This window comes from Ruegeria conchae, assembly GCF_000192475.1.
Classification (GTDB): Bacteria; Pseudomonadota; Alphaproteobacteria; order Rhodobacterales; family Rhodobacteraceae; genus Ruegeria; species Ruegeria conchae.
The window spans coordinates 214,500-241,034 of sequence record NZ_AEYW01000007.1; the positions used below are offsets into that span (position 1 = coordinate 214,500).

General features: G+C 55.7%; 29 protein-coding genes, 1 tRNA gene and 1 pseudogene. 26 read left to right on the top strand and 5 right to left on the bottom strand.

All coding sequences use genetic code 11. The features are described 5' to 3' along the window. Nucleotides 1-22: 22 nt before the first annotated feature. The 4 genes from G7G_RS0110050 to G7G_RS0110065 are packed head-to-tail and all read left to right on the top strand — an operon-like array spanning nt 23 to nt 3,859. Entirely contained in the window at nt 23-889 is an 867-nt protein-coding gene (locus G7G_RS0110050) for an FAD binding domain-containing protein (RefSeq protein WP_010441045.1), read from the top strand. After that, nucleotides 886-1,365 carry a (2Fe-2S)-binding protein gene (locus tag G7G_RS0110055; protein WP_010441047.1) on the top strand — a complete coding sequence of 160 codons (480 nt, stop codon included), beginning with the start codon at nt 886-888 and terminating at the stop codon, nt 1,363-1,365. Before G7G_RS0110050 ends, G7G_RS0110055 begins: the two co-directional genes overlap by 4 nt. Further along, nucleotides 1,365-3,617 (top strand): xanthine dehydrogenase family protein molybdopterin-binding subunit, encoded by a 2,253-nt coding sequence (locus tag G7G_RS0110060; protein WP_010441049.1) that lies wholly within the window; start codon nt 1,365-1,367, stop codon nt 3,615-3,617. Before G7G_RS0110055 ends, G7G_RS0110060 begins: the two co-directional genes overlap by 1 nt. Then, nucleotides 3,614-3,859: a MoaD/ThiS family protein gene (locus G7G_RS0110065; RefSeq protein ID WP_010441051.1), complete on the top strand. Its 246-nt coding sequence runs from the start codon at nt 3,614-3,616 to the stop codon at nt 3,857-3,859. Before G7G_RS0110060 ends, G7G_RS0110065 begins: the two co-directional genes overlap by 4 nt. Nucleotides 3,860-3,870: 11 nt before the next feature. Here the strand turns inward: G7G_RS0110065 and G7G_RS0110070 are convergent, their stop codons facing one another. Further along, nucleotides 3,871-4,749: a LysR family transcriptional regulator gene (locus G7G_RS0110070; RefSeq protein ID WP_010441053.1), complete on the bottom strand. Its 879-nt coding sequence runs from the start codon at nt 4,747-4,749 to the stop codon at nt 3,871-3,873. A 100-nt stretch (nt 4,750-4,849) separates the two neighbouring features. Here G7G_RS0110070 and G7G_RS0110075 point away from each other — a divergent pair, with 100 nt between their 5' ends. From G7G_RS0110075 to G7G_RS0110105, 7 genes are all read left to right on the top strand, one after another. After that, entirely contained in the window at nt 4,850-6,292 is a 1,443-nt protein-coding gene (locus tag G7G_RS0110075; RefSeq protein WP_010441054.1) for an aldehyde dehydrogenase family protein, read from the top strand. Next, nucleotides 6,292-7,269 carry a membrane dipeptidase gene (locus G7G_RS0110080; RefSeq protein ID WP_010441056.1) on the top strand — a complete coding sequence of 326 codons (978 nt, stop codon included), beginning with the start codon at nt 6,292-6,294 and terminating at the stop codon, nt 7,267-7,269. The genes G7G_RS0110075 and G7G_RS0110080 overlap by 1 nt, the downstream gene beginning before the upstream one ends. Continuing rightward, complete coding sequence (locus G7G_RS0110085) at nt 7,266-8,951, top strand: hypothetical protein (RefSeq protein ID WP_010441058.1); 1,686 nt, start codon at nt 7,266-7,268, stop codon at nt 8,949-8,951. Before G7G_RS0110080 ends, G7G_RS0110085 begins: the two co-directional genes overlap by 4 nt. Next, nucleotides 8,948-9,577, top strand: a complete 630-nt coding sequence (locus tag G7G_RS0110090; RefSeq protein WP_010441060.1) for a DUF3726 domain-containing protein — start codon at nt 8,948-8,950, stop codon at nt 9,575-9,577. Before G7G_RS0110085 ends, G7G_RS0110090 begins: the two co-directional genes overlap by 4 nt. Before the next feature lie 12 nt (nt 9,578-9,589). After that, complete coding sequence (locus tag G7G_RS0110095) at nt 9,590-10,600, top strand: Ldh family oxidoreductase (RefSeq protein WP_010441061.1); 1,011 nt, start codon at nt 9,590-9,592, stop codon at nt 10,598-10,600. A 77-nt stretch (nt 10,601-10,677) separates the two neighbouring features. After that, the gene (locus tag G7G_RS0110100; RefSeq protein ID WP_010441063.1) at nt 10,678-12,492 is read left to right on the top strand and encodes a BCCT family transporter; all 1,815 of its coding nucleotides are present in this window, start codon (nt 10,678-10,680) and stop codon (nt 12,490-12,492) included. A 189-nt stretch (nt 12,493-12,681) separates the two neighbouring features. Next, nucleotides 12,682-12,903 carry a hypothetical protein gene (locus G7G_RS0110105; protein ID WP_010441066.1) on the top strand — a complete coding sequence of 74 codons (222 nt, stop codon included), beginning with the start codon at nt 12,682-12,684 and terminating at the stop codon, nt 12,901-12,903. Between the two features lie 242 nt (nt 12,904-13,145). Here G7G_RS0110105 and G7G_RS0110115 read toward each other — a convergent pair whose 3' ends face one another. Beyond that, nucleotides 13,146-14,453, bottom strand: coding sequence for a tetratricopeptide repeat protein (locus tag G7G_RS0110115; protein ID WP_147437050.1), 1,308 nt, complete (start codon nt 14,451-14,453; stop codon nt 13,146-13,148). Nucleotides 14,454-15,050: 597 nt separating this feature from the next. After that, nucleotides 15,051-15,308, bottom strand: a complete 258-nt coding sequence (locus G7G_RS0110120) for a hypothetical protein (protein ID WP_010441070.1) — start codon at nt 15,306-15,308, stop codon at nt 15,051-15,053. 765 nt (nt 15,309-16,073) lie between these two features. Here G7G_RS0110120 and G7G_RS24965 point away from each other — a divergent pair. The 3 genes from G7G_RS24965 (at nt 16,074) to G7G_RS0110135 (ending at nt 17,757) form a co-directional block, all read left to right on the top strand. Further along, the gene (locus G7G_RS24965) at nt 16,074-16,451 is read left to right on the top strand and encodes a DUF6629 family protein (protein ID WP_029621897.1); all 378 of its coding nucleotides are present in this window, start codon (nt 16,074-16,076) and stop codon (nt 16,449-16,451) included. A gap of 767 nt (nt 16,452-17,218) precedes the next feature. Beyond that, entirely contained in the window at nt 17,219-17,503 is a 285-nt protein-coding gene (locus G7G_RS0110130; RefSeq protein ID WP_010441072.1) for a TraM recognition domain-containing protein, read from the top strand. Then, nucleotides 17,500-17,757 carry a hypothetical protein gene (locus G7G_RS0110135; protein ID WP_010441075.1) on the top strand — a complete coding sequence of 86 codons (258 nt, stop codon included), beginning with the start codon at nt 17,500-17,502 and terminating at the stop codon, nt 17,755-17,757. Before G7G_RS0110130 ends, G7G_RS0110135 begins: the two co-directional genes overlap by 4 nt. On the opposite strand, the gene G7G_RS0110140 is transcribed toward G7G_RS0110135, so the two are convergent. Further along, nucleotides 17,754-18,002: a hypothetical protein gene (locus G7G_RS0110140; protein WP_010441076.1), complete on the bottom strand. Its 249-nt coding sequence runs from the start codon at nt 18,000-18,002 to the stop codon at nt 17,754-17,756. The genes G7G_RS0110135 and G7G_RS0110140 overlap by 4 nt on opposite strands. Before the next feature lie 68 nt (nt 18,003-18,070). Here G7G_RS0110140 and G7G_RS0110145 point away from each other — a divergent pair, with 68 nt between their 5' ends. The 3 genes and pseudogenes from G7G_RS0110145 to G7G_RS24665 all read left to right on the top strand — a co-directional run. Further along, entirely contained in the window at nt 18,071-18,562 is a 492-nt protein-coding gene (locus tag G7G_RS0110145) for a hypothetical protein (RefSeq protein WP_010441078.1), read from the top strand. Between the two features lie 79 nt (nt 18,563-18,641). Next, nucleotides 18,642-19,010, top strand: a complete 369-nt coding sequence (locus G7G_RS0110150) for a hypothetical protein (protein ID WP_010441080.1) — start codon at nt 18,642-18,644, stop codon at nt 19,008-19,010. After that, a pseudogene (locus tag G7G_RS24665) lies at nt 19,007-20,002 on the top strand (recombinase family protein); the annotation flags it as partial. The gene G7G_RS0110150 and the pseudogene G7G_RS24665, both read left to right, overlap by 4 nt. Nucleotides 20,003-20,549: 547 nt before the next feature. Here G7G_RS24665 and G7G_RS0110175 read toward each other — a convergent pair. Then, nucleotides 20,550-20,624: transfer RNA gene (locus G7G_RS0110175), tRNA-Thr, on the bottom strand. A gap of 83 nt (nt 20,625-20,707) precedes the next feature. Between G7G_RS0110175 and G7G_RS24530 the strand changes: the two genes are divergently transcribed. From G7G_RS24530 to G7G_RS0110220, 9 genes are all read left to right on the top strand, one after another. Beyond that, nucleotides 20,708-20,863: a hypothetical protein gene (locus tag G7G_RS24530; RefSeq protein ID WP_010441084.1), complete on the top strand. Its 156-nt coding sequence runs from the start codon at nt 20,708-20,710 to the stop codon at nt 20,861-20,863. 6 nt (nt 20,864-20,869) lie between these two features. Then, on the top strand, nt 20,870-22,138 hold the full coding sequence (gene murA / locus G7G_RS0110185; RefSeq protein WP_010441086.1) for a UDP-N-acetylglucosamine 1-carboxyvinyltransferase: 1,269 nt from the start codon (nt 20,870-20,872) through the stop codon (nt 22,136-22,138). Then, nucleotides 22,135-22,611, top strand: a complete 477-nt coding sequence (locus tag G7G_RS0110190) for a DUF2948 family protein (protein WP_010441087.1) — start codon at nt 22,135-22,137, stop codon at nt 22,609-22,611. The genes murA and G7G_RS0110190 overlap by 4 nt, the downstream gene beginning before the upstream one ends. After that, nucleotides 22,608-23,129, top strand: coding sequence for a GNAT family N-acetyltransferase (locus tag G7G_RS0110195; RefSeq protein ID WP_010441088.1), 522 nt, complete (start codon nt 22,608-22,610; stop codon nt 23,127-23,129). Before G7G_RS0110190 ends, G7G_RS0110195 begins: the two co-directional genes overlap by 4 nt. Nucleotides 23,130-23,189: 60 nt before the next feature. Further along, the gene (gene hisD / locus G7G_RS0110200; RefSeq protein ID WP_010441090.1) at nt 23,190-24,491 is read left to right on the top strand and encodes a histidinol dehydrogenase; all 1,302 of its coding nucleotides are present in this window, start codon (nt 23,190-23,192) and stop codon (nt 24,489-24,491) included. A 97-nt stretch (nt 24,492-24,588) separates the two neighbouring features. Further along, entirely contained in the window at nt 24,589-25,068 is a 480-nt protein-coding gene (locus G7G_RS0110205; RefSeq protein ID WP_010441091.1) for a UPF0262 family protein, read from the top strand. 3 nt (nt 25,069-25,071) lie between these two features. Further along, nucleotides 25,072-25,524, top strand: a complete 453-nt coding sequence (locus G7G_RS0110210) for an arsenate-mycothiol transferase ArsC (protein WP_010441093.1) — start codon at nt 25,072-25,074, stop codon at nt 25,522-25,524. Between the two features lie 2 nt (nt 25,525-25,526). Continuing rightward, nucleotides 25,527-25,925, top strand: a complete 399-nt coding sequence (locus G7G_RS0110215; protein ID WP_029621900.1) for a ketosteroid isomerase-related protein — start codon at nt 25,527-25,529, stop codon at nt 25,923-25,925. Continuing rightward, nucleotides 25,918-26,511, top strand: coding sequence for a GNAT family N-acetyltransferase (locus tag G7G_RS0110220; protein ID WP_029621901.1), 594 nt, complete (start codon nt 25,918-25,920; stop codon nt 26,509-26,511). Before G7G_RS0110215 ends, G7G_RS0110220 begins: the two co-directional genes overlap by 8 nt. Nucleotides 26,512-26,535 lie beyond the last annotated feature (24 nt).

The window sequence follows — 26,535 nt, forward strand, 5'->3', positions numbered from 1 at the left end:
TCAACAGGTGCGAGGTACTTTCATGGACTATCACAGCCCTGCCAGTTTTGCCGAAGCGTCGGCGCTGGCACAAAATGCAACGGGCATCACGCGGTTTCTGGCGGGGGGCACCGACGTTCTGGTGCAACTGCGCTCGGAACTGGTGACACCGGATACGCTGATCGATATCAAGAAAATCAACGGCGTACATGACATCACCCGTAATTCCGACGGCAGTTGGACATTGGGTGTAGCCGCAACCGGCGCAGAGATGAGCGAGCACCCTGAGCTTGGCCATGACTGGCCCGGTGTGGTCGAGGCAATGGACCTGATCGGATCGACTCAGGTACAGGGGCGCGCAACGTTGACCGGTAACCTTTGCAATGGCTCTCCGGCGGCTGATTCCGTTCCCGCCATGGTCGCGGCAGGTGTAACGGTCACAGTCACTGGCCCAGAGGGTGCACGGGACGTGGCGGTTGAAAACATCCCGACCGGTCCCGGTAAAACTTCACTGGCTAAGGGTGAGGTAATCTCGTCTGTCAACATTCCGGCGCGTGGCGAAAACGGTGGGGATGCCTATCTGCGGTTCATCCCGCGTACCGAAATGGATATCGCCGTGGTCGGAGTGGGTGTAAACCTGCGACTGGACGGCGACATCATCACCGAGGCGCGCGTATCACTTGGGGCTGTCGCGCCGACCGTTCTTCTGGTCGAAGAAGCAGCCCGCGCGATCATTGGCACCACTTTGGATGACGCCGCGCTCGATGCCCTCACCGCTGCCGCATCGGCTGCGTGCAACCCAATTGATGACAAACGTGGCACCATCGCGTTTCGGACCGAAGTTGCCGGAGTTCTTGCCAAGCGTACCGCCAAGATCGCCTATGCCCGCGCCAAGGGAGAGCAAGCATGAGTAAGCTGCACGTAACGACCACCGTAAATGGTGATGAAGTTGAATATCTTTGCGATCCGCGTGAAACGCTGCTGGATTGTTTGCGCGACAAGCTGAACTTGACCGGCGCGAAAGAAGGCTGCGGCACCGGTGATTGCGGCGCTTGCTCTGTGACCGTCGATGGTCGTCTGGTGTGTTCGTGCCTGATGCTGGGCGTCGAGGCTGAGGGCAAGCAGATCGAAACCGTTGAAGGGATCGCAGATGGCTATGTCCTTCATCCGTTGCAGAAGAAGTTCATTGAATATGCCGCCCTGCAGTGCGGTGTTTGCACGCCGGGCATATTGGTTGCGGCCAAATCCCTGTTGGAAAAGAACCCGGATCCAACCGAGGAAGAGGCGCGCTATTGGCTGGCCGGCAATCTGTGCCGCTGTACCGGTTATGACAAGATCATCCGCGCCGTGATGGATACGGCCGCTGAGTTGCGGGAGGCATCGTAATGGCACTCGACCATCGTAAGTCCATCTTCAACTTTGTGGGCACGCGCCCCGACCGCCCTGATGGGCTCGACAAAGTGACAGGTCGTGCCAGGTTCGGGGCTGATGCCTACGCGCCGGGTATGTTGCATGGTGCAATCCTGCGCTCACCCCACGCCCATGCGCGGATCGTCAGGATCGACACCTCAAAGGCCGAGGCGCTCAAGGATGTCAAGGCTATCGTCACTCGTGCAGATTTTGCCGTACTCCCGTTCAAGCCGGGTCTGGAAGGCGAGTTCTGGAATGTCCTGGAAAACGTCATGGCGGGCGAGAAGGCGCTGTATGACGGCCATGCGATTGCTGCGGTTGCCGCGACTTCAGCGTTGGCTGCACGTGATGCGCTGAAACTGATCGAGGTGGAATATGAAGTGTTGCCTCATGTCACCGATGTAGACAACGCGATGGCTGCGGATGCACCGGTGATCCGCGAAGGCGCGGCCGACTATTCGGTGCCTGAAGGCATGCATCCAAATGTCGTACGCTATCATGAAAGCGGTCACGGAGATGTAGAGGCCGGGTTCGCCGAGGCTGATCTGGTCATCGAAGACAGCTTTGTGACCGAGGCGACTCATCAGGGCTATATCGAGCCTCATGCCTGTCTTGCGTCGTTGGGCATGGATGGTAAGGGAGAACTTTGGTGCACCACTCAGGGTCATTGGTACGCCCAGAAATACTGTGCCACATTGCTGGGCATCGAAACCGCGCAGTTGCGCGTGACAGCTTCCGAAATCGGAGGAGGTTTCGGCGGCAAGACCACTGTGTTCATCGAACCGGTGGCCTTGGCGTTAAGCCGCAAAGCCAACCGCCCGGTCAAGCTGGTGATGAACCGATCCGAGGTATTCCGGTCCACCGGCCCCACTTCATCCGCGTCGATGGATATTAAGATAGGGATGAAGAAAGACGGCACGATCACAGCGGCCCAAGGTATTTTTCGTCTGCAGGGCGGCGCGTTTCCCGGTGCACCCGGCGATTTGACTGCGATGTGTGCTTTTGCGCCCTATGACCTGACCAACGTGCGGCAGGTGGGGTATGACGTAATAGCTAATCGCCCCAAACAGGCCGCCTATCGCGCGCCAGGCGCACCTATGGGCGCGTTTGCGGTTGAATCTGTGCTGGATGAGCTGTGCAATCAGCTGGGTCTCGACCCTGTGGATGTGCGCCTAAAGAACGCGGCGGCTGAAGGTTCAAAAGCCAGCTATGGACCCACATATGAGCGCATCGGCCTTGTCGAAACACTTGAAGCAGCCAAGGCGCATCCGCATTATTCGGCACCGCTGAAACCAGGGCAGGGGCGCGGAATTTCCTGTGGCTTCTGGTTCAACCACGGTGGCGAGACCTCTGTTTCGTTGGCCTTGTCCGAGGATGGCTCGGCGCAAGTTATGGTTGGAACGCCTGACATTGGCGGTTCGCGTGCATCAATGGCCCTGATGGCGGCCGAGGTTTTGGGTATTCCCTATGAAAACATTCGGGTGACCGTCGCGGACACTGCTTCGCTTGGTTACAATGATGTCTCTCACGGCAGCCGCGTAACCTATGCCAGTGGTCTGGCGACGATCAAAGCCGCAAACCACGCGGTTGAGAAACTGTGCGAACGCGCAGCAGCCAAATGGGGCATTCCGGTTGATGCGGTGAAATGGGAGGATGGTTGCGCAGTACCGTCGGGCCCGAATGCGGGCGATTTCGACCCGCTGCCGTTGGCTGACATCACCGCAGATATGGGCGCGACCGGAGGTCCGATCTCAGGTCATTTCGAAGCCACCCCGGAAGGCGCGGGTGTGTCCTTTGGCACTCATATTGTGGATGCCGAGGTGGATTCGGAAACCGGCAAAACAAGCATCGTCCGCTACACGGTCATTCAGGATGCCGGCAAGGCGATCCACCCGACCTATGTGGAAGGCCAATATCAAGGCGGCGCCGCGCAGGGCATCGGCTGGGCGCTGAACGAGGAATATATCTATGGCGAGGATGGTCGATTGCAGAACTCGATCTTCCTTGACTACCGCATCCCGGTCGCAAGCGATTTGCCGATGATTGATACGGTGATTGTCGAAGTGCCCAACCCCGGCCATCCCTTTGGCGTGCGCGGCGTGGGTGAAACCGGGATCGTGCCGCCTCTGGCCGCCATCGCCAACGCGGTATCCAACGCAGCTGGTGTGCGGATGAAGCAACTGCCGATGTCACCGCCGCGCATTCTGGCGGCGCTTAAGGAAAAATGATCCAGGTTCACCTCTGGTCCAGCCTCCGGTCTCTGACCGGAGGCCAGCAGGTGGTCGAAGTTGAGGCGGCTACCACGGGGGAGTTGTTGAAAGAACTGGTGCGCCATCATCCCCGATTACAGGCCCCAATTGACGCGGGCGTATCGGTTGCGGTTGACGGTCGCATCATCGCGACGGGTCTGTCCGAGCCGATCCCGGAAGGTGCCGAAGTTTATCTGATGCAGCGCCTGCGCGGAGGCTGAATTTGGGAATCCTATTTCTTGGCGAAATCGCATGACAATATGAAAGTGCTGCACTGTTCGGTCAGGTTCTGAAACCGCGACCGTTCGCGGACATACAGATAAACCTGCCTCTTGTCGTCAAGATCCACGATAGGGCGGAAAGCGACCGCCTCTGGCAGGAATTCCGCCACGGTTTGGGGCAAAACAGTGATCCAATTACCGGATCGAACCAGAGTGATCAGTGAATGTGTATTGTGGATTGTGATCGCGGCATTTTCGGTGGCTGACAGGAACGCTGGCGATTGAATGAGATCGCAAAGCCTATTTCGCACAAATGGCGCGGTTGGGATATCAGCGATGCTCAGCGGTTTTGCACTTGTGATCAGGTCATGATCTGAGGCGGCGACAAGTCCAAATGGATCCTGAAATAGTGGAAGAGCGCGAACACCATTCAATGGATGATATCCCGATGCAATGCCGATATCGGCCTGATCTTGCGCAATCGCGTCGAGCACCTGTTGCGTATCCGAGTCACGCAGTTCGATCTTAACACCTGGGAACTGGCTGGTCATGTATTCCAGCAGAGGTGGAAATATCAACGCCCCGACCGAAGGGACGGATACGATCCGGATCAGACCCTGTTGAGCCTGTGCCGCCGCATCGATGTTCTGGACTGCCTGGTCAAATTGGCGAATCTGCTTCAGGGCAAGTTCGAACACCTGCTCACCCAGCGCCGATAGCTGGTTTTTTCGCTCGCCTTCAAACAGTTTCTTACCCAGATGGTCCTCGAGCTGTTTTAGCGTCATTGAGATGGCTGATTGCGTTCGGCCAAGGCGATCGGCTGCCTCGACCAGATTGCCGGTCTGCGCGACGGTGCAAAAGCATCGCAACATTTCGATTTTGATGGCCAACCTTCAGCTTCCTTGAAGTTTGTTTAAGTTATTTGAGTTTGACTGATGCGCCCCCGAAAATCCATCCTGTGACAAACGAATTCTGACTCTGGGGCGCATTGTGACCAAACTGAACCTAATCGCTGGCGAATGGCTGGCAGGCGAAAGCGAAATTGAAAACCGGAACCCTTCTGATCTGACCGATCTGGTCGGCATGTTCGCGCAGGCCAGCGGCGACCAGCTCGAGGCGACACTGGATCAGGCACGCGTGGCGCAGGCGGAATGGGCCGCCTACGGGCTGGAGCGCAAGCAAGCAGTTCTTAACGCAATCGGCAATGAATTGATGGCGCGCGCTGAGGAACTGGGCACGCTGCTCAGCCGGGAAGAGGGAAAGCCACTGGCCGAAGGCAAGGGCGAAGTTTATCGCGCCGGTCAGTTCTTCACCTACTACGCTGCAGAATGTCTGCGTCAGATCGGTGAGAACGCAGATTCTGTGCGCCCTGATATCGAGGTGGATGTGCGTCGCGAAGCCGTTGGCGTTGTTGCGATCATCAGCCCGTGGAACTTCCCAACTGCGACGGCCTCGTGGAAGATCGCACCGGCGCTGTGCTATGGCAACGCTGTCGTCTGGAAGCCTGCCAACATCACCCCGGCCTCGGCAGTGGCCTTGACCGAGATCATCGAGCGTCAGGATATTCCCAAAGGATTGTTCAGCCTCGTTATGGGGTCAGGGCGCTCAATTGGGCAGCGTCTTGTTGAAAGCCCCAAGGTCAATGCAATCTCGTTCACCGGATCGGTCCCGGTGGGCAAGGGCATCGCCGCAGCGGCCATACAGAATCTGACGAAGGTTCAGATGGAAATGGGGTCCAAGAACGCACTGGCGGTCATGGATGATGCCGATCTGGATCTGGCGGTTTCGCTGGCATTGGGCGGCGCGTTTGGTGGCACCGGTCAGAAATGCACAGCCTCGTCGCGGCTGGTGGTTCACGCGGGCATTCACGATGCATTTGTCGAGAAACTGGTTGCAGGCGCGCAGGCGATGAAGGTCGGCCATGCACTAGAAGAGGGCGTTCAGATGGGCCCCGTCGTCAGCCAACAACAACTGGGCGAGAACCTCGCCTATGTTGATCTGGGCAAATCCGAAGGCGCGGAACTGGCCTGCGGTGGTCAGCGTCTTGAGATGCCGCACGATGGCTTCTACATGTCGCCGGGCGTGTTCCTGAACACCAATAATGACATGCGTATCAACCGCGAGGAAATGTTCGCCCCTTTGACCAGCGTCATCAAGGTAGGCAGCTATGACGAGGCGCTGAGCGTGGTCAATGACACCAATTTCGGTCTGACTTCGGGCATCGTTACTAAATCTCTGGCACGTGCCACTCACTTCCGCCGCAATGCCCGCACGGGTGTTGTTACTGTCAACCTGCCCACCGCAGGTACTGACTACCATGTTCCCTTCGGCGGGCGGGGTGATAGTTCTTACGGTCCGCGTGAACAGGGCAAGGCAGCGGCGGAGTTCTACACCACCGTCAAAACCGCCTATATCAGCGCAGGCCCTGTCTGATGCTGATCGATGGCCTGCAATATGCAAACTGGTCGGAGAAGATCTTCCGGCAACTGCGTGAAGGAGGCGTGGACGCGATCCACGTCACCATCGCCTACCATGAGAATTTCCGCGAAACCGTTCTGAACTTTGAAAAGTGGAACCGTTGGTTCGAACAATACCCAGACCTGATCATGAAAGGCCGCTGGGCCAGCGACATCGACACTGCGCGCGAAACCGGGCGGTCGGCTGTGTTCTTCGGATTTCAGAACCCATCTCCGATCGAAGATGATATCGGTCTGGTTGAAATCCTGCACGATCTGGGCGCGCGCTTCATGCAGCTGACCTATAACAACCAGTCGCTGCTGGCGACCGGTTGTTATGAGGCCGAAGACACCGGTATCACCCGCATGGGCAAGCAGGTCATCAAAGAGATGAACCGCGTGGGGTTGGTGGTTGATATGAGCCATTCGGCGGATCGGTCGACTATCGAGGCCGCCGAACTTTCCGAGCGCCCCATCGCGATCACCCACGCAAACCCCCATGAATGGTCTCCAGCGCTTCGCAACAAGCGGGATGACGTGATCCGGGCGGTGACGGAAAAAGGTGGGATGCTAGGCTTTTCGGTCTATCCTCATCATCTGAAAGACAAGTCCGACTGCACGTTGGAAAGCTTTTGCGAAATGATCGCCCGCGCGGCTGACAAGTACGGGGCGCAGCATCTGGGGGTTGGTACGGACCTGTGTCAGGACCAACCCGATAGCGTGGTCGAATGGATGCGGGTTGGGCGCTGGACAAAAGAGATCGACTATGGCGAAGGCTCGGCTTCTAACGCCGGGTTCCCGCCGATGCCAAACTGGTTCCGCGACAATCGGGATTTTGGCAATATCGAATCTGGATTGCGTGCCGTTGGCATGAATGCCGAGGAAGTCGCCGGAATCATGGGCGGCAACTGGTATCGGTTCTTTGCAGAAAACTTTGGACCTTATGAACCATGAATACCGTGAACCCAACAATCGAACGCCGCGATCCCGCCACGGTGATGCGCCTTTCGCGTCTGGGCTCGCTTCATCAATGTCGGCTCAGTTTTATGCGCCAGCTCACCCGTCGCATGGCGGCCGAGCAGTGGGTTTTTAGCCGCCCCGTATTCGATATCGATGACAACGGGGTCGGCCACGCGGTCTATTCCGCACAAGGACCCGATCGCACCTATTCACTGGTCGCATTCGCCCATGACCTGCCGCCCGAGCAACGCTCGGACCGTGTGATCGCCGAGGCCTGGGATGCCACCTTCACCTTGTTTGATGGTGTTCCCACCAAGGACGATATCCAACGTTTGTCTCGCAACGTACCACTGCAAGAGGCCGGGCGTGTCAGTGAAAATGAATTGTCGCTGTCGCGTGCCAACCGTTCTGTTCGGTTGTGGGCTCATGTGGTCGACCAGTTGGCTGCGGGCCAGCAACCAGATCTCGCGCAGATCTACAAGGTTGGCTATCTGATGCGCACAACTGCGGTTTACGGATCGGGCAAGTTCGGCGCGGCGGATCGGGAAAAGATCGCAGACCGCCCCGAGGTCAGCGGCCCGTTTCAGGCCGAGATGCTGTCAGTATATCTGACGCGAATATTCGTCCGTGATCTGGTGCAGCATATGGCAAATGCAAAGGGTGGTACGCAGACCGCGCAGCTTGATCCCGATATCGCTCGTTGGCTGGGGATCGGCAACTCGACCGGATTGGGCATGGCGCCTTTCATCGTCAATCACCCGATCCTGTTCAACAACTGGATCATGGTCCGTGAAGAGGCCATCGCACGCGTTCGGTCCCTTGATGCCGCCACAGACGCCCAAGTTGCCATGTTCCGCGAGATTTTCGAGCGCAGTAAATTGTCGATCTCGTGGTGGCGGTCCGAGCACCCGATCCAGATTGAAAAACTCGCCGCACTGAATGCCGATCTGGGCGCGATAGCCGCGCATCTCGATCAGACCGATCTGACGGAAAATCAGCCCTGGGATCGCCTGATCCTGTGGTCCCGGACCGCGCTTAGCGAAGAAGGGCAAGAGTTGCTGGCTTCTTTGATCCTTGAACCATATGGCGAGTTGGTGGACGGGCTGGCCAGCTGCATGGCGGATGGCAATAGCGCGGCCTTTACAATTGACGGCGCGATGCCAGTCGCACAGGTGCGCGACCTGATCCGCTCCAGTTTTGGCTGGGCGCTCGATCTTGACTGGTCGGCGCCTGAACACTGCGCGCGTGCCTGGTATGTGTCGGAAGAAAAGCTTGAGCCTCGTTTGGGGGAACGGTTTGAAGAACCGATAGAGGAGTATGAGCAACCGCTTGCTCCGGCACGTGATTCTGCGCTTGCCGATAAGGCTTTGGCGGACTGGTTGGGCGAAAGTCCGATCGCCGAATTCCTGCTGCGCCACCCTGAACACCGCCACACCGTACGTCGTGCGCAGATGAGCCGACTGGCACCATATGGCGAAATCAGCGACAATACGATCAGTGCGGAGGTCCTGCCGATTGACATGTTGCGCGCCAAATTGTCGTTTTTTGGTGCCACGCATTTCGACCCGCGCTCGGATCGTTGGGTGCGTATTTGCATGTATTCGGGGGCACCTTACCCCGAGGAACTGAGTCCGGAGAACGCGGATTTGTGGGTGTATCCGGAGCGCGCCCAATGAGTTTTTCCCTTAATGAAATCGAAGCCACGGCCAAGCGTGCAACGCGGGGTGCGGGCTATGCCTGGGGCATCTCTGAAGAGGCCGCAAAAGCGACGCGATGGCTCTGTGCGCAGGGGCTGGATGGAACGGTCGAATTGTCGCGCGTGCTGGAAGGCGAGTTTGCCGGGTCACTGGAAGATCATGTTCCCGCAGGGCTGGACGGAGACTGGGTTGGTCGTAAAGACCTATGCCCACTGATGGTCGGTGCTCTGCTTTCCGACTGTGCGCACATGCTGTTGGCAGGCCCGATCCGGATCAGACAGGTTTCTTCGCCAATGATGATACTGCCATTTGCGGCCTATGCTGCGCGCATGCACAACACGGTGGTTTCAGTCACGGCGGGCGATTTCAAGGCTTTGACGGATGGTGCGAGATTGATGCCGAGAAACGACTGCCCGGTTCGCGCGGATCATGTCGAGGTTGCATTTAGCGACCTACTGATCGAGCCGTGTTCACGACAGACGCGTGCAACGCCTGATCCGGCGGCATGGACAATACTGAACCGTTTTGCCCATCTTACCTATGCTCCTGCGACTGAAGAATCCCGTTTGCTCGGCGCAGGGGCTGGGCTTTCTGACAATGACTGAAAAGAGACAGACATGATTGAAACCCGCACCCTTTCACTTGCTGAAATTGAAGACCTGTCCTTTCGCGCGCTGGTGGCTGCGGGGACGAGCGAAGAAAACGCGCGTCCCTTGGCGGTTGCGACCGCGGCAACCGAGGCTGACGGGGTTGCCAGCCATGGTCTGGCCTATATCCCGATCTACTGTGAGCATGTTCAATGCGGCAAGGTTGATGGGCTGGCACAGCCCGTTCTGGCGCAGCCACGCCCCGGCGTCGTTACAGTCGATGCTGCCACCGGATTTGCGCATTCCGCCATAGAAGCCGGGTTCGACGCCTTGATCCCCGCTGCCCGCGCGCAGGGGATTGCGGCGCTGGCGATCAGAAACAGCTATAACTGCGGCGTTCTTGGATATCACACTTATCGTCTGGCGCAGGCCGGCCTGGTAGGTCTGGGTTTCACCAACGCTCCGGCCTCAATTGCGCCCTCCGGCGGAGCCAAGCCGGTGGTCGGCACCAATCCGTTTTCAATCGCCGCTCCGGGTACGGACGGCCAGCCCGCCCTTTTGATTGACCAGAGCGCCAGCACCATCGCCAAAAGCGAAGTCATGAAACACGCACGTGAAGGCAGGCCGATCCCTGTTGGTTGGGCGCTGGACGAAGAAGGAAATCCAACTACTGATCCGAATGTGGGCCTCAAGGGTTCGATGGCGCCGTCGGGTGGTTACAAAGGTGTTGGCATCGCGCTGCTGACCGAAGTTCTGGCTGCTGCTCTGACCGGCGCGACATTGGGAATCCACGCCTCTCCGTTTTCTGGCACGGTCGGTGGTCCGCCGAAGACGGGGCAGTTCTTTATTGCGATTGACGCAAATGCGACGGCGAATGACGCATTTTCAACAGGAATTGTCGATCTTGTCGAAGCGATCCGGTCGCAAGAGGGCGCACATTTGCCCGGAGATGGCCGCCGTGCAAAACGATTGGCAGCAAAATCTGATGGCGTTGCGGTGAACGTTGCGACACTTAACAAAATTGAGGCTCTGCTGACTTAGGGCTTTGTGGTGCAAATCCGGGGTGCCAGAAGAGAATGACCTGGAAATCGGGACACGTGCGAACAGGGAGGAATCACATGTCTATGAAGGATCCTTTTACCGATCTGGAGATCAAGCGATCTTCGGGTGGGTTTTACGAAGGCCACAGCGTCGAAATTGCCTTGCTCAGCAAGTCAATCATGGTCGCGCTGGTGATCTGGGCATTGGTCTGGCCCGCGAATGCAAACGGTGTTCTTGGCAGCCTGAACTCTCGCCTGCTGGAAGACTTTAACGCCTTCTATATCATCATCGTCGGCTTCTTTGCCTTTTTCCTGTTTGTTGTGGCTGCGCTGCCGCAAACTGGTAAACGACTCATGGGGCCGGAGGGTGAAAAACCGGAATTTTCGGATTTCTCGTGGTTTTCTATGATGTTCGGCGCCGGTCTGGGCGTCGGTCTGATGGTATTTGCCACCGCCGAACCTCTGGGCCTTTGGGGGTCAAATCCGGTTGTGATCGCCGAACAGGTAGTTGGTAATACCGAAGAGGCACTGCAGTCGGGGTATCGTTATACCTTCCTGCACTACGGGTTTCATGCCTGGGCGATCTATGTCGTGACGGGCTTGTCGCTGGCCTACTATGCCTACACGCGCAACATGCCGCTAACGATCCGCACTGCGCTGACACCTTTGTTCGGCAAGCTGATGAACGGTTTTCTTGGCCACGTCGTGGACGTTCTGGGTGTTGTTGCAACAATCCTGGGTGTCTCGGTAACGATCGGTTTTGGCGTTTCACAGTTTATCGACGGTCTTTATGCCATCACCGGTATGGGATGGATCATGGATCTGAACGGAGAAGTGCCGACGCCAAGTACAGTAGGTCTGTTGGCGGGTCTGATCGTCATCATGGGCCTATCGATCATATCGGCTGTTTCGGGTGTTGGTCGTGGCGTTAAGTATCTGTCTAACCTAAATCTGGTGTTGTCTCTGATCCTGCTGCTGGTCTTCGTCGTATTCGGGTCGTTCCTGTTTGCAATGACCACCTATGCAACGGCGTTCATCGACTACATCCTGCATTTCATCTCGCTCAGCTTTGGCGCGTTCAACCCGCAGTCAGCGGCAGCATTTGATGCAGCGTTGCCAAGCGAAGCTGCCCCATTTGCCGATGCCCTGTACAGCGGTGCAACCAACCCCTGGGGTTCGTTTGACGGGTTCAAATCAGGACTTGAAGGCGACGCCGCAGCTTTGCCTGAATCCGTTCTCGCTTCGGTATACGCCGCTGGTGATCCGGGTCGCCAGTTTGGTTGGCAGGCAGGTTGGACCACGTTCTACTGGGCCTGGTGGATCGCGTTCTCGCCCTTTGTGGGCCTGTTCTTGGCGCGCATCTCCAAAGGGCGTTCAGTTCGTGAGTTCATCGTTGGCTGTGTATTCGCACCAGCGCTGGTCTGCTTTGCTTGGATGACCATACTGGGTGGCACCGCGATCGATCTGGAACTGAACGGCACGGCCGAAGGCGCCATCATCGGTGCATCGAACACCGCCAAGCTGTTCGTCACTCTGCAAGAGATGATCTCGGGCGGGTTGCTGTCCGGCATCACCGTGATGTGCGTTGTACTGATCATGACGTTCCTGGTCACATCGGCAGACTCGGGTATTCTGGTGATGAACACCATCATGTCGGGTGGCGATCAGAATATTGGCAACAAGCACAAGATCATCTGGGGTCTGATCCTGACCGCAGTGATCGGCGCGCTCATACTTGCTGCGGGTGAGAACAATCCGATGGATGCGTTGCGAAATGCAATGATCATCGGCGCATTGCCATTTACAATGGTCATGGGGCTGATGTGCGTGGCGCTTGCTAAGGCGCTGTATCGCGACGGATTGCGGCAAAAGCACGCTGCGCCGGCTGAATAAGCTGTTGTGCCGGGCGGTCGCGATGCGGTCGCCCGGCATCATTTCGGTATTTGGCATCGCCCATCTCCGACTACCCCTCTGCATCGAATCACGCACTTAAGCTACGCCACGTAACCGGAAGATACGCAGACAGGAAAATGGCTGCCTGGCTCGCCGGCAGCATCTGTTCCCCTGATTGCATGGTAGGTCATGCCGCCGGTCATTCCCGCGCAAGAAACTGGTGTGGAATTTGGGCAGTTTATCAACAGCCCAAATCAGATCGAAATGGCATTCACCTTCGAACAGTATGCGCGGGACAAGGCTGGTTTAGGTGTTGATCCATCGTGCCACTATAGCGGCGAGTTGCGAAGAGGGGCTGATCGTATCTCTCATGCCAACACCGTCGCGCCGACGACTCAAAAAATGTTTTGAAAATTACGGCTTTCGAAAGCGCGGTTCGTTTCGAAGCGTGTTATGGCATAACCTTTTCCGAAATCTTCCATTTCTGAAGTTCTCCGGTGGTTTAAGCCAAGCCGGGGCGGCCAAAAAGACATAGTCAGCTTTGTCCCGCATGGCAGTCGTTCGAGCCATGATCGCTATGCGGTTGCTTTTGCCCAAAGCGATCGATACTGCTGCAAAAACTACAAAGCACCGACCAAGTGTGTTGTTGCCACTTATTGAAGTGCCACGAGGCTTCTTGCTCTGTTTGGAGAAAGATCCAGCGTCGCCTGATAAGCGACCGCAGCTTCATTGGGTTTTCCAAGCTCCATCAGCATGTCCCCGAGAAGTTCTCGTGCCGGAAGGACGTGGCCGGGTGTAACCGGGCTTTTGCCGATCTTATCCTCGAGATCAGCCGCGGCTGCCTGCTTAGCAACTGCGGTCTCAGAGCCCCCACCCGCCAGTTCAATCCAGGCTTCCACCGACATGATCTGTGCTTCGGTCAACTGCGCCCAATAGCCCTGCCCACGCTCCTTCATCATAGCGTGCAAAGACTTGAGCTCCGCAAGCGCGCTCTGCGCTGTATCGACATCACCGCTACGGGCCGCGCCGATACCGATCGCGAACCATCGCATGGCAACAGTTTGTGGAAATTTCTCCCATGGAATGACCGGATGCATCTCAGGCGACAGTGCCGCCGCGACGTCCCATTGTCCCTGCTCAAGAGGCAGCCGAACGGGTGCAGCCGCTAACGCATAAGCGCTTCCGAAACTGGCCTGATGATTTTGAATTGCGAGCATTTCGTCGACCAGCCCTGCAGCTTCGTCTGTGTTCCCAAGTTGTAGGTGGCCGTAAACCATGTAATCGATCGCGTGCGCATAGTGGCTTTGTACCACGTCTTTTGATTGCTCAAGAGCGGCTTCAGCGGACCGGCTATTCAGATCAATTGATTTTTCCCACTCTCCTGTTCGTGTAAAGATATGAGCGGGCATATGCAGCGCATGTGGAGCGCTTGGAGCCGTTTTATCGTATATCTCGGCGTACGGCCTGCCTCGCTCCTTGAGTAGTGGATTGTCATAGGCGTGGATCGCGTAGTGAATGACGCCAGGATGTTCTGGTGCCTTTTGATGAAGCGCGTCGAGCGTATCTCCCACCTGCGACTTTACTTTGATTCCGTCGGCCCCTCGCGGCGCCGTTGCAAGGCGCGCCAGCGCCGCAAATGCCGCGGCATCCAAGTCGTCTGCATGTTGGTCCGCAGCTGCCACCTGTTTCTCCGCCCACGATTTTAGCTGAGCGCGGTAGCCTTCCTGGCTTGAGGCGTAGAAAGCAACGGCGGCGTCGATCAATGCTTGTTCAATGGCGCTTTCGGAGGACATTGACCCGAGTCTTTCCGCTGCAGCAGACCCTCTCTCTGTTTCGGCTTCACTGGGAGTGCCCGGCCAAAGAGGGTGAAAGTTCGACATCGCGATGCCCCACTGTGCCATGGCACAAGTTGGTTCCGCAGACGCTGCTTTGTTGAACGCTTCTTCGGCTTGAATGTACATCATGTTGTGAATGAGATTCAGACCTTCGTTGAAAGCCTGGTCCGCTTTTGGGTTGCATGTCGTCTGGAAATTAGCCTCCGCTGAGATTGCGGGCACGAAAACAAGAAACGAGCTAATACAGGCGACAAAAGTATTGCGGGCTTTAGTATGCAAATGCTGCATCTATCGTCTCCACATTAAATATTGTCCGAATTTGTTTGAGCGTATGGCTCGGCGGCATCATACACAAAATTGTGCGATATGTCCGAACTGTCATCTGAGCGGCGATGCGCTCTGTTCGATCGAATATTTTCTTACGCTGCGTGTCCGCGTTATCCGCACAGCGGTCGTCCAAGCAAAGCAAACCTGCCGCAGCGCAGCTAGGCCAAAGGTTGGACGAACATGGAGGCCGCGCCTGTGCCAGATGGCGGCAAGATTCAGCGATTTACGCTTTCGTACGACGGCTGGCAGGTGGGACGCGACTATGTTCCAGTTCTGCCGCAATTTTCGGGTCTTGAACCATCACGGCGTCGAACCGCCAGACCACGCCATAACGACCGAGCAGGAACTCTATGGACCACCGGGGCACAGAAGAAACCCGCAAGCAACAGAAGCGAATTAGTCGATTTTAGTCACTTCCGACTTTCTGAACACCAACAGTGTTACAAAGAGACCGCCTATCAGTAGCATATGCGCCGACGCTGTTACGCCGAACACGAAGTAACTGCCGACCATAAGCGAGAAAATTGCGCTCCACATCCATGCCAACATTTGCATCAGCAAATGGGCCACGGGTAAGGACTGATTTCTTAGTGGGTTTTTGGTTTCATCCATTACCGAAGCCCATGTGGTTTTCACGTCTAAACTACTGGTCATGATTTTCCTCCCAATTCCAAATAATTCGTGATCTCAGTTCCACTGAGCATAACTGGAGTGTTTGCTGCCAGTGGAGCAGCGGGATCAAATTACAAGACAAACCGTTCGTGATTTGTGATATTGCTAATACGTACAATTCAGACGGTTGGACCGAAAAAAAACGGCGCCCGAGGGATGGGTGGCACGCGCAGGTTACAGGTTTGGGGTGCATGTGATAGCCGGCAAAGCCCGGATTGGATTCGCAACTCGCGCTATCAACTGGACCGGAGGGACGGATCGTTGGCAGCGCGGCTAATTCCGAGTGATGGATACTTTTTAGTTAAGGTGAGCCTCAATGCCGCGATTTTTCCTGATAGCTGCAAGCCAGCGTTGAAGTCACTTCCTCAACTGTAAACTCAAGGCCGGAGCGATTTCATTGGTCAAGACAAACAGCATGGGGAAGAAGGTCAAAAGACGAGCCCGAAAATCCGCGTAGCACAGGCTATCGGCATTCCTTGGTACGTCGGAAGAAAACATAAAGACACTTAACTTTTTAACCAATTTCTTCGCGGACCCGGCCGCTGAGATCGTCGGCGCTTAACGACCAACATTCCGCTGGTTGGTCCGATTTGACTGGTCCGAATTTACCTGACAGCACCGTTTCCTAAATAGTTGGCCAGACAACAGACAATGCCCCTTTGGGCAGCACAAGCCAGTACTTCGGAATGAAAAGTGTTCTTTGCTTCAACGACTTCAGCTATGTAAAACGGCAGAGGTGGTCTAAGCATGTGTTTCTCATCACAAGCCAGTTTTGTAGCCGGTGCAGCAATCATAGCCTGCAGTGGTCTTACGATACGTTTGGCGTTGCAAATGGGCGAACGATTTCTTCCGCTAGCCAGCTTTCCACTTTTCTTTGGGATTCAGCAATTGTCCGAAGGCTTTTTGTGGGTGTCCATTGATAACCCGTCGGCGAACCCTTCTTCGGCAGCTGCGTTGACGTTTCTTTTCTTTGCTTATTTTTTTGGCCGTTTTGGGTTCCGCTGTCCGCGGCTTCGATCGAAAGTAACCGGCGTCACAGGCTCATATTCCAAGGGATTTGCGGAATTGGTTTCTGCCTTGGCTTGTTGCTTTACTTACCAGTGTTGTTGTCACCAGAAAACCTAGATATCGGCCTCGTTCATCACTCCATTCAGTATGAAAACATAGAAACGTACCCCTCCGAAATTACGAGGAACTTTGCACGTGTTTTCTACGCTTTGGTGATCTGCGTTCCGCTTGTAGGATCGAGCGATAAAGGTTTGCGAGGTTTCGGGTATCTAATTGTCGTTTCCGTTGCTTTGGGGTTCTTTTTTGCTTCTCATGCCTTCACGTCAATCTGGTGCTTCGTTGCGGCAGGTTTGTCTGCCTATATCTACTTCGTTCTAAAGTTTCACTACTGGGAAGTGGACCGCTTAGGTGGGCCCGCCAAAGGTTGAGGGACATTTTGAAAAATGCGTTTAAGTGCGGGAAGGGGGTTTCGCTGGAAAGCCGTCATCCGACAGTTTTTGTCAGATGACCGCGTTGAGCTCAAAGCGGAAGTTCACTCGCCTAAGGTGAAACGAGTGGTTTTGGACGATTTTGCATTAGCCTGATTCCAAGTAGCAAGGACAAACATCCAAACGCCAATCCCATTGCGAGGGCATTGGCAACGAAGATACCGCCAAACAGGGATAAAGTTCTCGTCTTTCCCAAAAGTGAACCCAAAGATGACGACAGGGGAAAAGAAAACTATGTCTAGCCATGTACTAGAGCCTTGCCAATCAATGTCGCCGCTCTTCACTTTTTCCCTCAAGCTGTTCTTCCGATTATAAACCCATGATCGAGCACGTTGAGCCGCCGTTTATGCGCTGCACCTCCAGTCTTTCGTTGATGCTGTGCTCTTCGGAGCTGGCGTGCCGGTTGATTTCATCTTGGATGAAGCAACCAATGCGCCGCTCAAGTCGCTTATCTCAGCCATGACCGTTATTCGCGGTTATGGCGGCAACTTGCATTTCATCGCGCAGTCGCGGTCCGAGATACAGCGGGCCTACTCTGACAAAGAAGCGGCAACGATCGAAGAGAATGCGATCGTGAAGCAGTATTTTGGCTTTAGCTCATTCGAAGAATGCGAGCGAATTTCGCGCGCGATCGGTGACCCAAAAGTAACAATCAACATAGTGCCAGAGGGTGAACAATGACTCCGCGCTTGTTCAAGCCCAGTTATCTTTTGTGGGTCGGACCCTTGGCAGCGTTGTGGCTGACCTTCCATACGCTCGGATTGCCGCATGTGATTTGGTCATACACTTGGCGAGACAACGGTCATGGCATGAGCCTATCCGTGCCGCGCATCTATGTGCGCTGTCGCTTCATCGGACCCTATGGTGAATTCGATGTTCCGGCGACAGGTGGCAACTGCGCTTGGGTGCGTTTCTTCCATGAGGAGACGCGCTAATGGATTGTCTCTTCGGGCCAATCAACACGCCATTCGAGTTCCAGAATGGAAGCCAATTCCACCCTGGCCAAATTCTTCACGACGTGGAGAACGGTTTCTTCATCGACATCACCATTGGCAATGTCGGTGTCGCATTTCTCACGGGGCAGCATGATCAAGCAAAAAGGTCTGATCTCTTCCCAGAAGGTTTCGTAATCCATTGGCTCAAGCCAATCCACAATATCGTTGATGAAGCTGAATTTCATATTGGATTCAGCATAGCAAAATCTGTGATCTGGCCACAAATGTCGGCCCGAAACCAAGGGAGACTATGATGCCAGAGTCATCCAATGAACTTCGTGCTCACTTCAATCCAAAGGGTGAGCTTTATGAGCTGCGCCATCAACTAGCCCGCGTCATGAACAACAAGGAATGGAAAACCTATTCCAAAATTGCTGGGGATTTCGATGCCAAACGCCGCTACACCGAACGGGCATTTCAGCTTGATCGCAATTTGCGGTTTCAAGAAACCCGCAAGCGCCTGATCGATGAAGCAGGCTCCGTGAAACGCCAGTTCACACCAAAGTTCTTTGGTGCCGATAACTTCGACAAGAATGACATTAATCGCCGTGCGAAAGCTCAAGTGATCGATGCCCACAAAAAAGACATGGCCCGGATTGATCGCGACGAAACCGAAGTTCTGCGCACTATGCTCGAAACCTGCGAGAAACGGGCCTTCAAACGCGAAGAAGTGAAACGGGATTTTCAAAAATCTGTGGACCGCCGATCTGGGTATGAACGACGTCAACGATCGTGGAGCCGCTAGAAACACATCAATCGCAACTTATGCAGGAAATCACGCTGTAACCCGCTGAAATTAGCCGTTTTTAGGAGTTTATGATAAAATGAAGTTAGGTGATAAAATGGTTGAAAAACTGAATGACAAAACAGGCTGTGACGGCCTTAAGTTCGAGTTCGACACCTCTACAAAGCCAACCCTATCGGTGGATGTGGAGCGCTATCAACACTTCCTTGATGAAAGCGACTTGACCGAAGTTCAGAAGGCCGAGTTCCTTCAATCGCTTTGGAATATCATGATGAGTTTTGTTGAGCTGGGGTTCGGTGTGCATCCGCTTCAGGAAGTCTGTGGAAAAGATGCTGGGACAAGCACTCTATCCACCGATGAATATTCAGATGCGCTAAGCTTGGAATACCCCCAAGATGACGAGGACGCCCGCGCTAATGAGCGTGAAGGCAGTTTGGAGTTAGAATGAAAGATGAGTATTCAAAAAGCGCTGAAGTAACTCGGGCATTGGTCTATTGCCGCGTGTCATCAACCAAGCAGCGACTAGAAGGTAGCGGGCTTGAAAGTCAGGAACAACGCTGCCGCGCATATGCCGATGAAAAGGGTTATGCCGTGGAAGCGGTATTTCCTGATGATGTCAGCGGTGGCGGCGATTTCATGCATCGCCCCGGCATGGTCGCTCTGCTTAGCTTTCTTGATGCACAAAAGGGCAAGCCATATGTCGTGATTTTTGACGATCTGAAGCGCTTCGCCCGCGATACGGAATTTCATTTGAAACTACGCCGTGAGTTCGCCAAGCGTGGCGCAACGATCGAATGCTTGAATTTCCGCTTTGAAGATACCCCAGAAGGTAAGTTCATCGAGACGGTGATCGCGGCTCAAGGTGAATTGGAGCGCGAACAGAACCGTCGCCAAGTTGTTCAGAAAATGAAGGCGCGCGTCGAGAATGGCTTTTGGGTTTTCCGTGCGCCTGTTGGATATCGTTACGTGTCAGCGCCTTCTGGTGGTGGCAAGGTTCTCGAACCCGATCCGGTGCTTGCGCCCATTGTAACGGATGCGCTTGAAGGTTACGCATCAGGTCACTTTGGCTCTCAAGCCGAAGTGCAGCGTTTCTTGGAACGCAGCCCACATTTCCCAAAAGACAAACCGGACGGCAAATTGCGACCAATGACAGTGAATCGTCTGCTTAAGAAGGTTGTTTACGCCGGTTACGTCGAGGCCCCCAAATGGGGAGTGAGTACCCGCAAAGGGCAGCATGATGGTCTCGTTAGCTTTGCGACCTTCCAAAAGGTGCAAGACGTTCTGGAGGGGCGCAAACGCCATTATCCAGCGCGCAAAGACCACAACGAAGACTTCCCATTGCGCGGCTTTGTTGCATGTGATTGCTGCAGCAACGCGATGACTGCCGCTTGGTCAAAGGGTAAGTACCGTCACTACGCGTACTACAGGTGCGAAACCCGTGGCTGTGAAGCCAAAAGTAAATCAGTCCCCAAGGCGAAGCTGGAGGACAGCTTTGCTGAAATCCTGAGGGGTTTGCAGCCAGCCAGAGAACTCTTCGATCTGGCGAAGGCTATGTTACGCGATGCCTGGGATATGCGTTTTGCAATCGCCCTAGGCGAAAAGGAAGCGATGCAGAAAAAGTTGGATGATACCAACAAGCAAATCGATGGCTTGCTCGACCGAATTGTCGAAGCAAGCAATGCATCCGTCGTGAGCGCCTATGAAACGCGTATCGATAGGCTCGAACGCGACAAAATGGTACTCCAAGAAAAGATCGATGCTGCCGTGCCTGACAAGGGACGGCTGGAGGAGTGTATGGAACTCTCACTACGGTTCCTATCAAGTCCTTGGAATGTTTATAAAAATGGTGACTACGCTATGCGCCAAACTGTACTCAGATTGGCATTTGCAGAGCCATTAAGGTACGGCCTAAATGGCGTGTATGGAACTCCCGAATTATCATTCCCTTTCAAGTATTTAGGGGGGATTTCGGGATCAAAAAGCGAGATGGTGCTGCTGGAGAGAATTGAACTCTCGACCTCTCCCTTACCAAGGGAGTGCTCTACCTCTGAGCTACAGCAGCGCTGTGGGCGGGTGATTAGACTCAAACGAAACGCGGCGCAAGGGTGTCTGGACGGTTTTTTTCCACTGCTGTAGAGAAAGACAATGGCAGACAAAAATTCACCCAAAAAACACGGCAAATCCGGGGAAACGCGCGAGGACCGTTTGAAGGCGGCTCTGAAGGCGAATATGGCGCGGCGTAAGGCACAGGCGAAAGCGCGGGCAGCGTCCGGGCACAAGGCCGACAAGGACGAGGGATAAGAGCAGATGGATTCGATTCTGGTGACGGGCAACGGTCCGCTGAGTGGGCAGATTCCCATTGCAGGGGCGAAGAATGCGTGCCTGACGCTGATGCCTGCGACGTTGCTCAGCAAAGAACCGCTGACGCTGACCAATGCGCCGCGCCTTAGTGACATCAAGACAATGACCGCATTGCTTCAATCTCTTGGGGCTGAAGTGTCCGCATTGCAGGATGGGCAGGTGATTGCGATGTCGAGCCACAGCCTGACCAGCCATGTTGCTGATTATGACATCGTTCGTAAGATGCGCGCTTCGAATCTGGTACTCGGACCGTTGCTTGCGCGGTTTGGGCAGGCGGTTGTCTCGCTGCCTGGTGGCTGTGCGATCGGCGCGCGCCCGATGGATTTGCATGTCGAAGGGTTAGAGGCGCTGGGTGCCGAAATCGAATTGAAAGATGGCTATCTACACGCCAAGGCACCCGGTGGTCTGAAAGGTGCCGTGCACGAAATGCGATTTGCCTCGGTTGGTGCGACTGAGAATATCGTCATGGCTGCCACGCTGGCTAAGGGTACGACAGTACTTAAGAACGCTGCGCGCGAGCCTGAGATTGTCGATCTGGTGGAATGCCTGCGCAAGATGGGCGCGCAAATTTCCGGTGAGGGTAGTTCGACCATCGAAATTCAAGGTGTCGACCGGCTGCACGGTGCCACCCATCAGGTGGTGACCGACCGGATCGAGTTGGGCACTTATATGCTGGCCCCTGCGATCTGCGGAGGCGAGGTCGAGCTGTTAGGTGGCCGTATGCGGCTGGTTGAGAGTTTTGCTGCCAAGTTGGATGCGGCAGGGGTCAGTGTGGCAGAGACCGACAAAGGCCTGAAAGTGACGCGCAAGAACGGGCGCGTAAGCTCGGTTGATGTTGTTACCGAACCGTTCCCCGGATTTCCAACCGATTTGCAGGCGCAGATGATGGCGCTGATGTGTACAGCTGAGGGAACTTCGGTGCTTGAGGAACGCATCTTTGAAAATCGTTTTATGCACGCCCCCGAATTGGTGCGCATGGGTGCGAATATTGAGGTGCATGGTGGCACGGCCACCGTCACCGGGGTTGAGCGCTTGAAAGGCGCGCCGGTGATGGCGACCGATCTGCGGGCTTCGGTCTCGTTGATCCTTGCCGGATTGGCGGCGGAAGGTGAAACGGTGGTCAGCCGGGTCTATCATCTGGATCGCGGATATGAACATGTGGTGCGCAAGCTGGAAGGCGTGGGCGCAAAGATCGAACGGATTAAGGGTCAATGACAGACGCGAGTTTCAAAGACGGCCGTGAGGCACCGCTGAACCTTGGGGCCGAGGATGCCGATGACCTGCAGGTTATCGCGACCCTGACGCAGGACGCGATTTTTCCGGTCACCGAGATGACATGGCGCCCATCCGAGCGTCGCTTTGCCTTGTTGCTGAATCGCTTTCGGTGGGAAGACAAAGATGCCGCTGCCCGGCGAGGCCGCGCATTCGAACGAGTGCAGGCAGTATTGGTGTTTGATTCCGTTTTGTCGGTGGCCAGCCAAGGTATCGACCGCAGCGATAAGGATATGATCCTGTCCCTGTTGTCGGTTGAATTCGAGCCCGCAGAAGATGGCGCCGGTCAGGTGTTGCTGACGCTCGCTGGCGATGGTGCGATACGGCTGTCGGTCGAGGTGATAGACGTTACGCTCAAGGACGTTACACGCCCATACATCGCGCCCTCGGGCCAGGCTCCGCAGCACCCTGAGTGAACAATAAACGTGGCATCGCTCAGGCGTTTTCGAACCCATCTGAGGGTCTAGGATTACGACCCGCAACTGTTTTTGATGTGTTCGGCATGAGCCGGACTCTGACCCGTTCGTTCTGCGATCTGTGTCAGGCGGATCATCGGGATGACCCCATGAAGCTTGCCCTATGGACCGCCAACAAGGATCCGGCTGCGATCCGAGACTGGATCGATGCTGGAGCCTCTCTGTGGGTCGCGACAAAAAGGGAGGAGGTTGTAGCGGTTGGCGGACTGCGTGCAGAGGGTGAGATTTCATTACTCTATGTCGATCCAGATCACTCTGGGCAACGAATTGGCGCAACTCTTCTGCATCAGTTGCAGGATGAATTGCGCGCGCAAGGCTGCACAGAGGCGCAATTGCGTGCGACCAAAACCGCGCATGGGTTCTATGTCGCTCAGGGTTGGCAGGATGCTGGAGACCCCACCGAATGGAACGGCCTTCCGCAATATCCAATGCGCAAATCGCTGCATCCAGTAGGCTAAGGGTTGAGGCCACGCGGTCCCGGCTATAAGACCCGTTGAAACGCCTTCGGAGTACCCTACATGCCCGTTTTCCTCGATACGACCGCAGCTGATTTCGAGCCCGCTTTTCAGTCGCTGCTATCCGCAAAACGCGAGGACAGCCCCGATGTGGACGCGGTCGTGGCACAGATCATCGACGATGTGCGGACCCGAGGCGACGCGGCGGTGATTGAACTGACCGCGAAATTCGACCGTCTCGAGCTGACGCCCGAGACCATGGCCTTCTCTGCAGATGAGATCGCTGAAGCCGTCGCGCGGGTTACGCCAGAGGATCGCGCAGCGCTGGAACTGGCGGCTGACCGCATCAGGGCCTACCACGAAAAACAGATGCCCGAGGGCCATCGGTGGACTGATGAGGCCGGGGCGACGCTCGGCTGGCGCTGGTCCGCGGTGTCGGCTGCGGGGCTCTATGTGCCGGGAGGACTGGCGTCATACCCCTCATCGGTTCTGATGAACGCAATTCCTGCAAAGGTGGCTGGCGTGGGCCGGCTGGCGATTGTCGTCCCAACACCTGACGGTCAGGCGAACCCGTTGGTCCTGCTGGCGGCGCAGCTGTCGGGTGTGGATGAAATCTATCGTATCGGAGGTGCGCAGGCCGTGGCCGCGCTGGCATATGGCACCGAGACTATTGCGCCGGTCGACAAGATCACCGGGCCGGGCAATGCCTTTGTTGCGGCTGCCAAACGCCGCGTTTTCGGCAAAGTTGGCATCGATATGATCGCCGGTCCCTCGGAAATTCTGGTCATTGCCGACAGGGACAACGACCCCGACTGGATCGCTTTGGACCTGCTCAGCCAGGCCGAACATGACGAATGCGCGCAATCGATTCTTATTACTGACGCCGCCGATTTCGGTGAGGCCGTTGCCCAAGCCGTCGAGAAACGCCTTGAGACCCTTCAGCGCCGTACCATCGCAGGTGCCAGTTGGCGTGATTTCGGCGCGGTGATTACCGTGCGTGATCTGAATGAGGCCGCCGCATTGTCCAATCGTATCGCCCCCGAGCATCTGGAACTCTGCGTGTCCGACCCAGAGGCTCTGAGCCAGAAAACCATCCACGCAGGTGCCATCTTCCTCGGCCAGTATACGCCCGAAGCCATCGGCGACTATGTCGGCGGCCCTAATCATGTGCTGCCAACCGCACGTTCGGCGCGATTCTCGTCAGGACTCAGCGTGATGGATTTCCTCAAACGAACCACGCTCAGCCAAATGACGCCCGAGGCTCTCCGCATCATCGGTCCGGCGGCCGAAATGCTTGCGAAGTCGGAAAGCCTTGAGGCGCACGGATTATCGGTTACGGCACGCCTGAACCGGTTGAACGGTTGATGAGACGCAATGACTTGAGGCGATGCCACTTCTGTGCGTTGCCCATTGAAATCCGTTGTTATAGGTCTGTGCAGACGTAAGGATTGTGACTGTTAAGATGACCCGTATCTCACATATCGAACTGGATGACCGGAACCTACCCCCGCCGACCCCCGAAATCGAGCAGGAGCGCAAGGTCGCCATCTATGATCTGCTTGAGGAGAATTCATTCACCCTTCCTTCGCGCGACGACCGGGCAACCCCGGACGGGCCATACCACTTGCAACTGTCAATCCGCGACAAACGTCTGGTATTCGACATTGCAACCGAGGCGAGCGAGAAGGCGGCTGAGTTTCATCTGTCGCTGGGGCCGTTCCGCCAAGTGGTCAAAGACTACTTCCAGATTTGCGAGAGCTATTTCAACGCGGTGAAGAACCTTCCGCCCAGCCAAATCGAAACCATCGATATGGCCCGGCGCGGTATCCACAACGAAGGTAGCCGCGTGCTACAGGAACGGCTGGAAGGCAAAGCCGATATCGACACCGACACCGCCCGCCGCCTGTTCACGCTAATCTGCGTGCTGCATTTCGGAGGCTGACGGGTGACGTCTCTGCCGCAGTCCATTCTGTTCTGTTGCGACCACAATTCGGTTCGGTCCCCCATGGCCGAAGGCATCATGAAGAAATTTTATGGGACAGGCACCTATGTGCAATCTGCGGGTGTCCACGGTGATCTTGATATCGACGGCTTTTGCATAGCTGTCTGTCAGGAGATCGAAGTCGAGTTGTCCCGCCACCGTTCGCGATCATTCGACGAGATGGAGGAATGGGGCGACGATCTCAGCTCGTTTGATCTGATTGTGGCCCTATCGCCAGCCAGCCAGAGAAAGGCGCTGGAACTGACCCGGTTTTTTCACCTCGATGTCGATTATTGGCCAATTATGGACCCTACCGGATTAGGCGAATCCCGCGAGGAAAAGCTACGTCACTATCGACAGACCCGCGATCAGATCATCTCGCATCTGAAAGACCGCTGGGGCGAACCTACGGAGTGACCATGAACCCGACTGTAAAAACCTATTTTGATGCCTTCAATGCGGGTGATGTGGAAGGCATGTTGGCCTGCCTCTCCGATGACGTGGCCCATCATGTGAACGAAGGTCAGATACGCGTCGGCAAAGAGAAATTTGCCGCATTCTGCGCCCATATGAATCGTTGCTACCACGAGAACCTGACCGATATCGTGATCTTCGAGGCCGAGCACGGCGCCCGCGCCGCCGCCGAGTTTATCGTTAACGGCACCTATCTGGAAACCGATGAGGGGTTGCCTGAGGCGCATGGCCAGACCTATCGCCTGCCTGCGGGTTCGTTCTTTGACCTCAGGGATGGCAAGATCACTCGCGTGACGACCTACTACAATCTTGCTGACTGGACCAAACAGGTTGCAAATGGCTGAGATCACGGATGTCCGCCCCTTGACCGGAGCGGCACTTGAGGTTGCGCTGGACGATGTGGCGCGCCTGCGGATCGAGGTGTTCCGGGTCTGGCCATATCTCTATGATGGCGATTTGGCCTATGAACGGGAATACCTGCGATCCTATCGGGACAGTGACAGGGCTATCGTTGTCGGTGCCTTTGATAGCGACAGGTTGGTCGGCGCCTCGACAGGGGCCCCCCTGACCGATCATGCAGACGACTTCGCCGCAGCCTTTGCAGAGACGGATCTGGACCTTTCAAACATCTTCTACTGCGCAGAGTCCGTGTTGTTGCCGCGCTACCGAGGACAAGGTGTAGGGCATAAGTTCTTTGACCTGCGCAAGCAACATGCGCGTGCGTTGGGCTTCACCAAATGCACCTTCTGCAGCGTCCAGCGCCCCGACAACCATCCGATGCGACCCACCGATTACCGTCCGCTTGATACCTTCTGGCGCGCGCGGGGATACACGCCGTTACCGGGGTTGGTAGCGCAGTTCTCGTGGAAGGATGTGGGCGAGGAGTTTGAAAACCAAAAACCACTGCAGTTTTGGATTCGTGATCTATAAAATGCTTGAGGGCAAGCTGCCCAC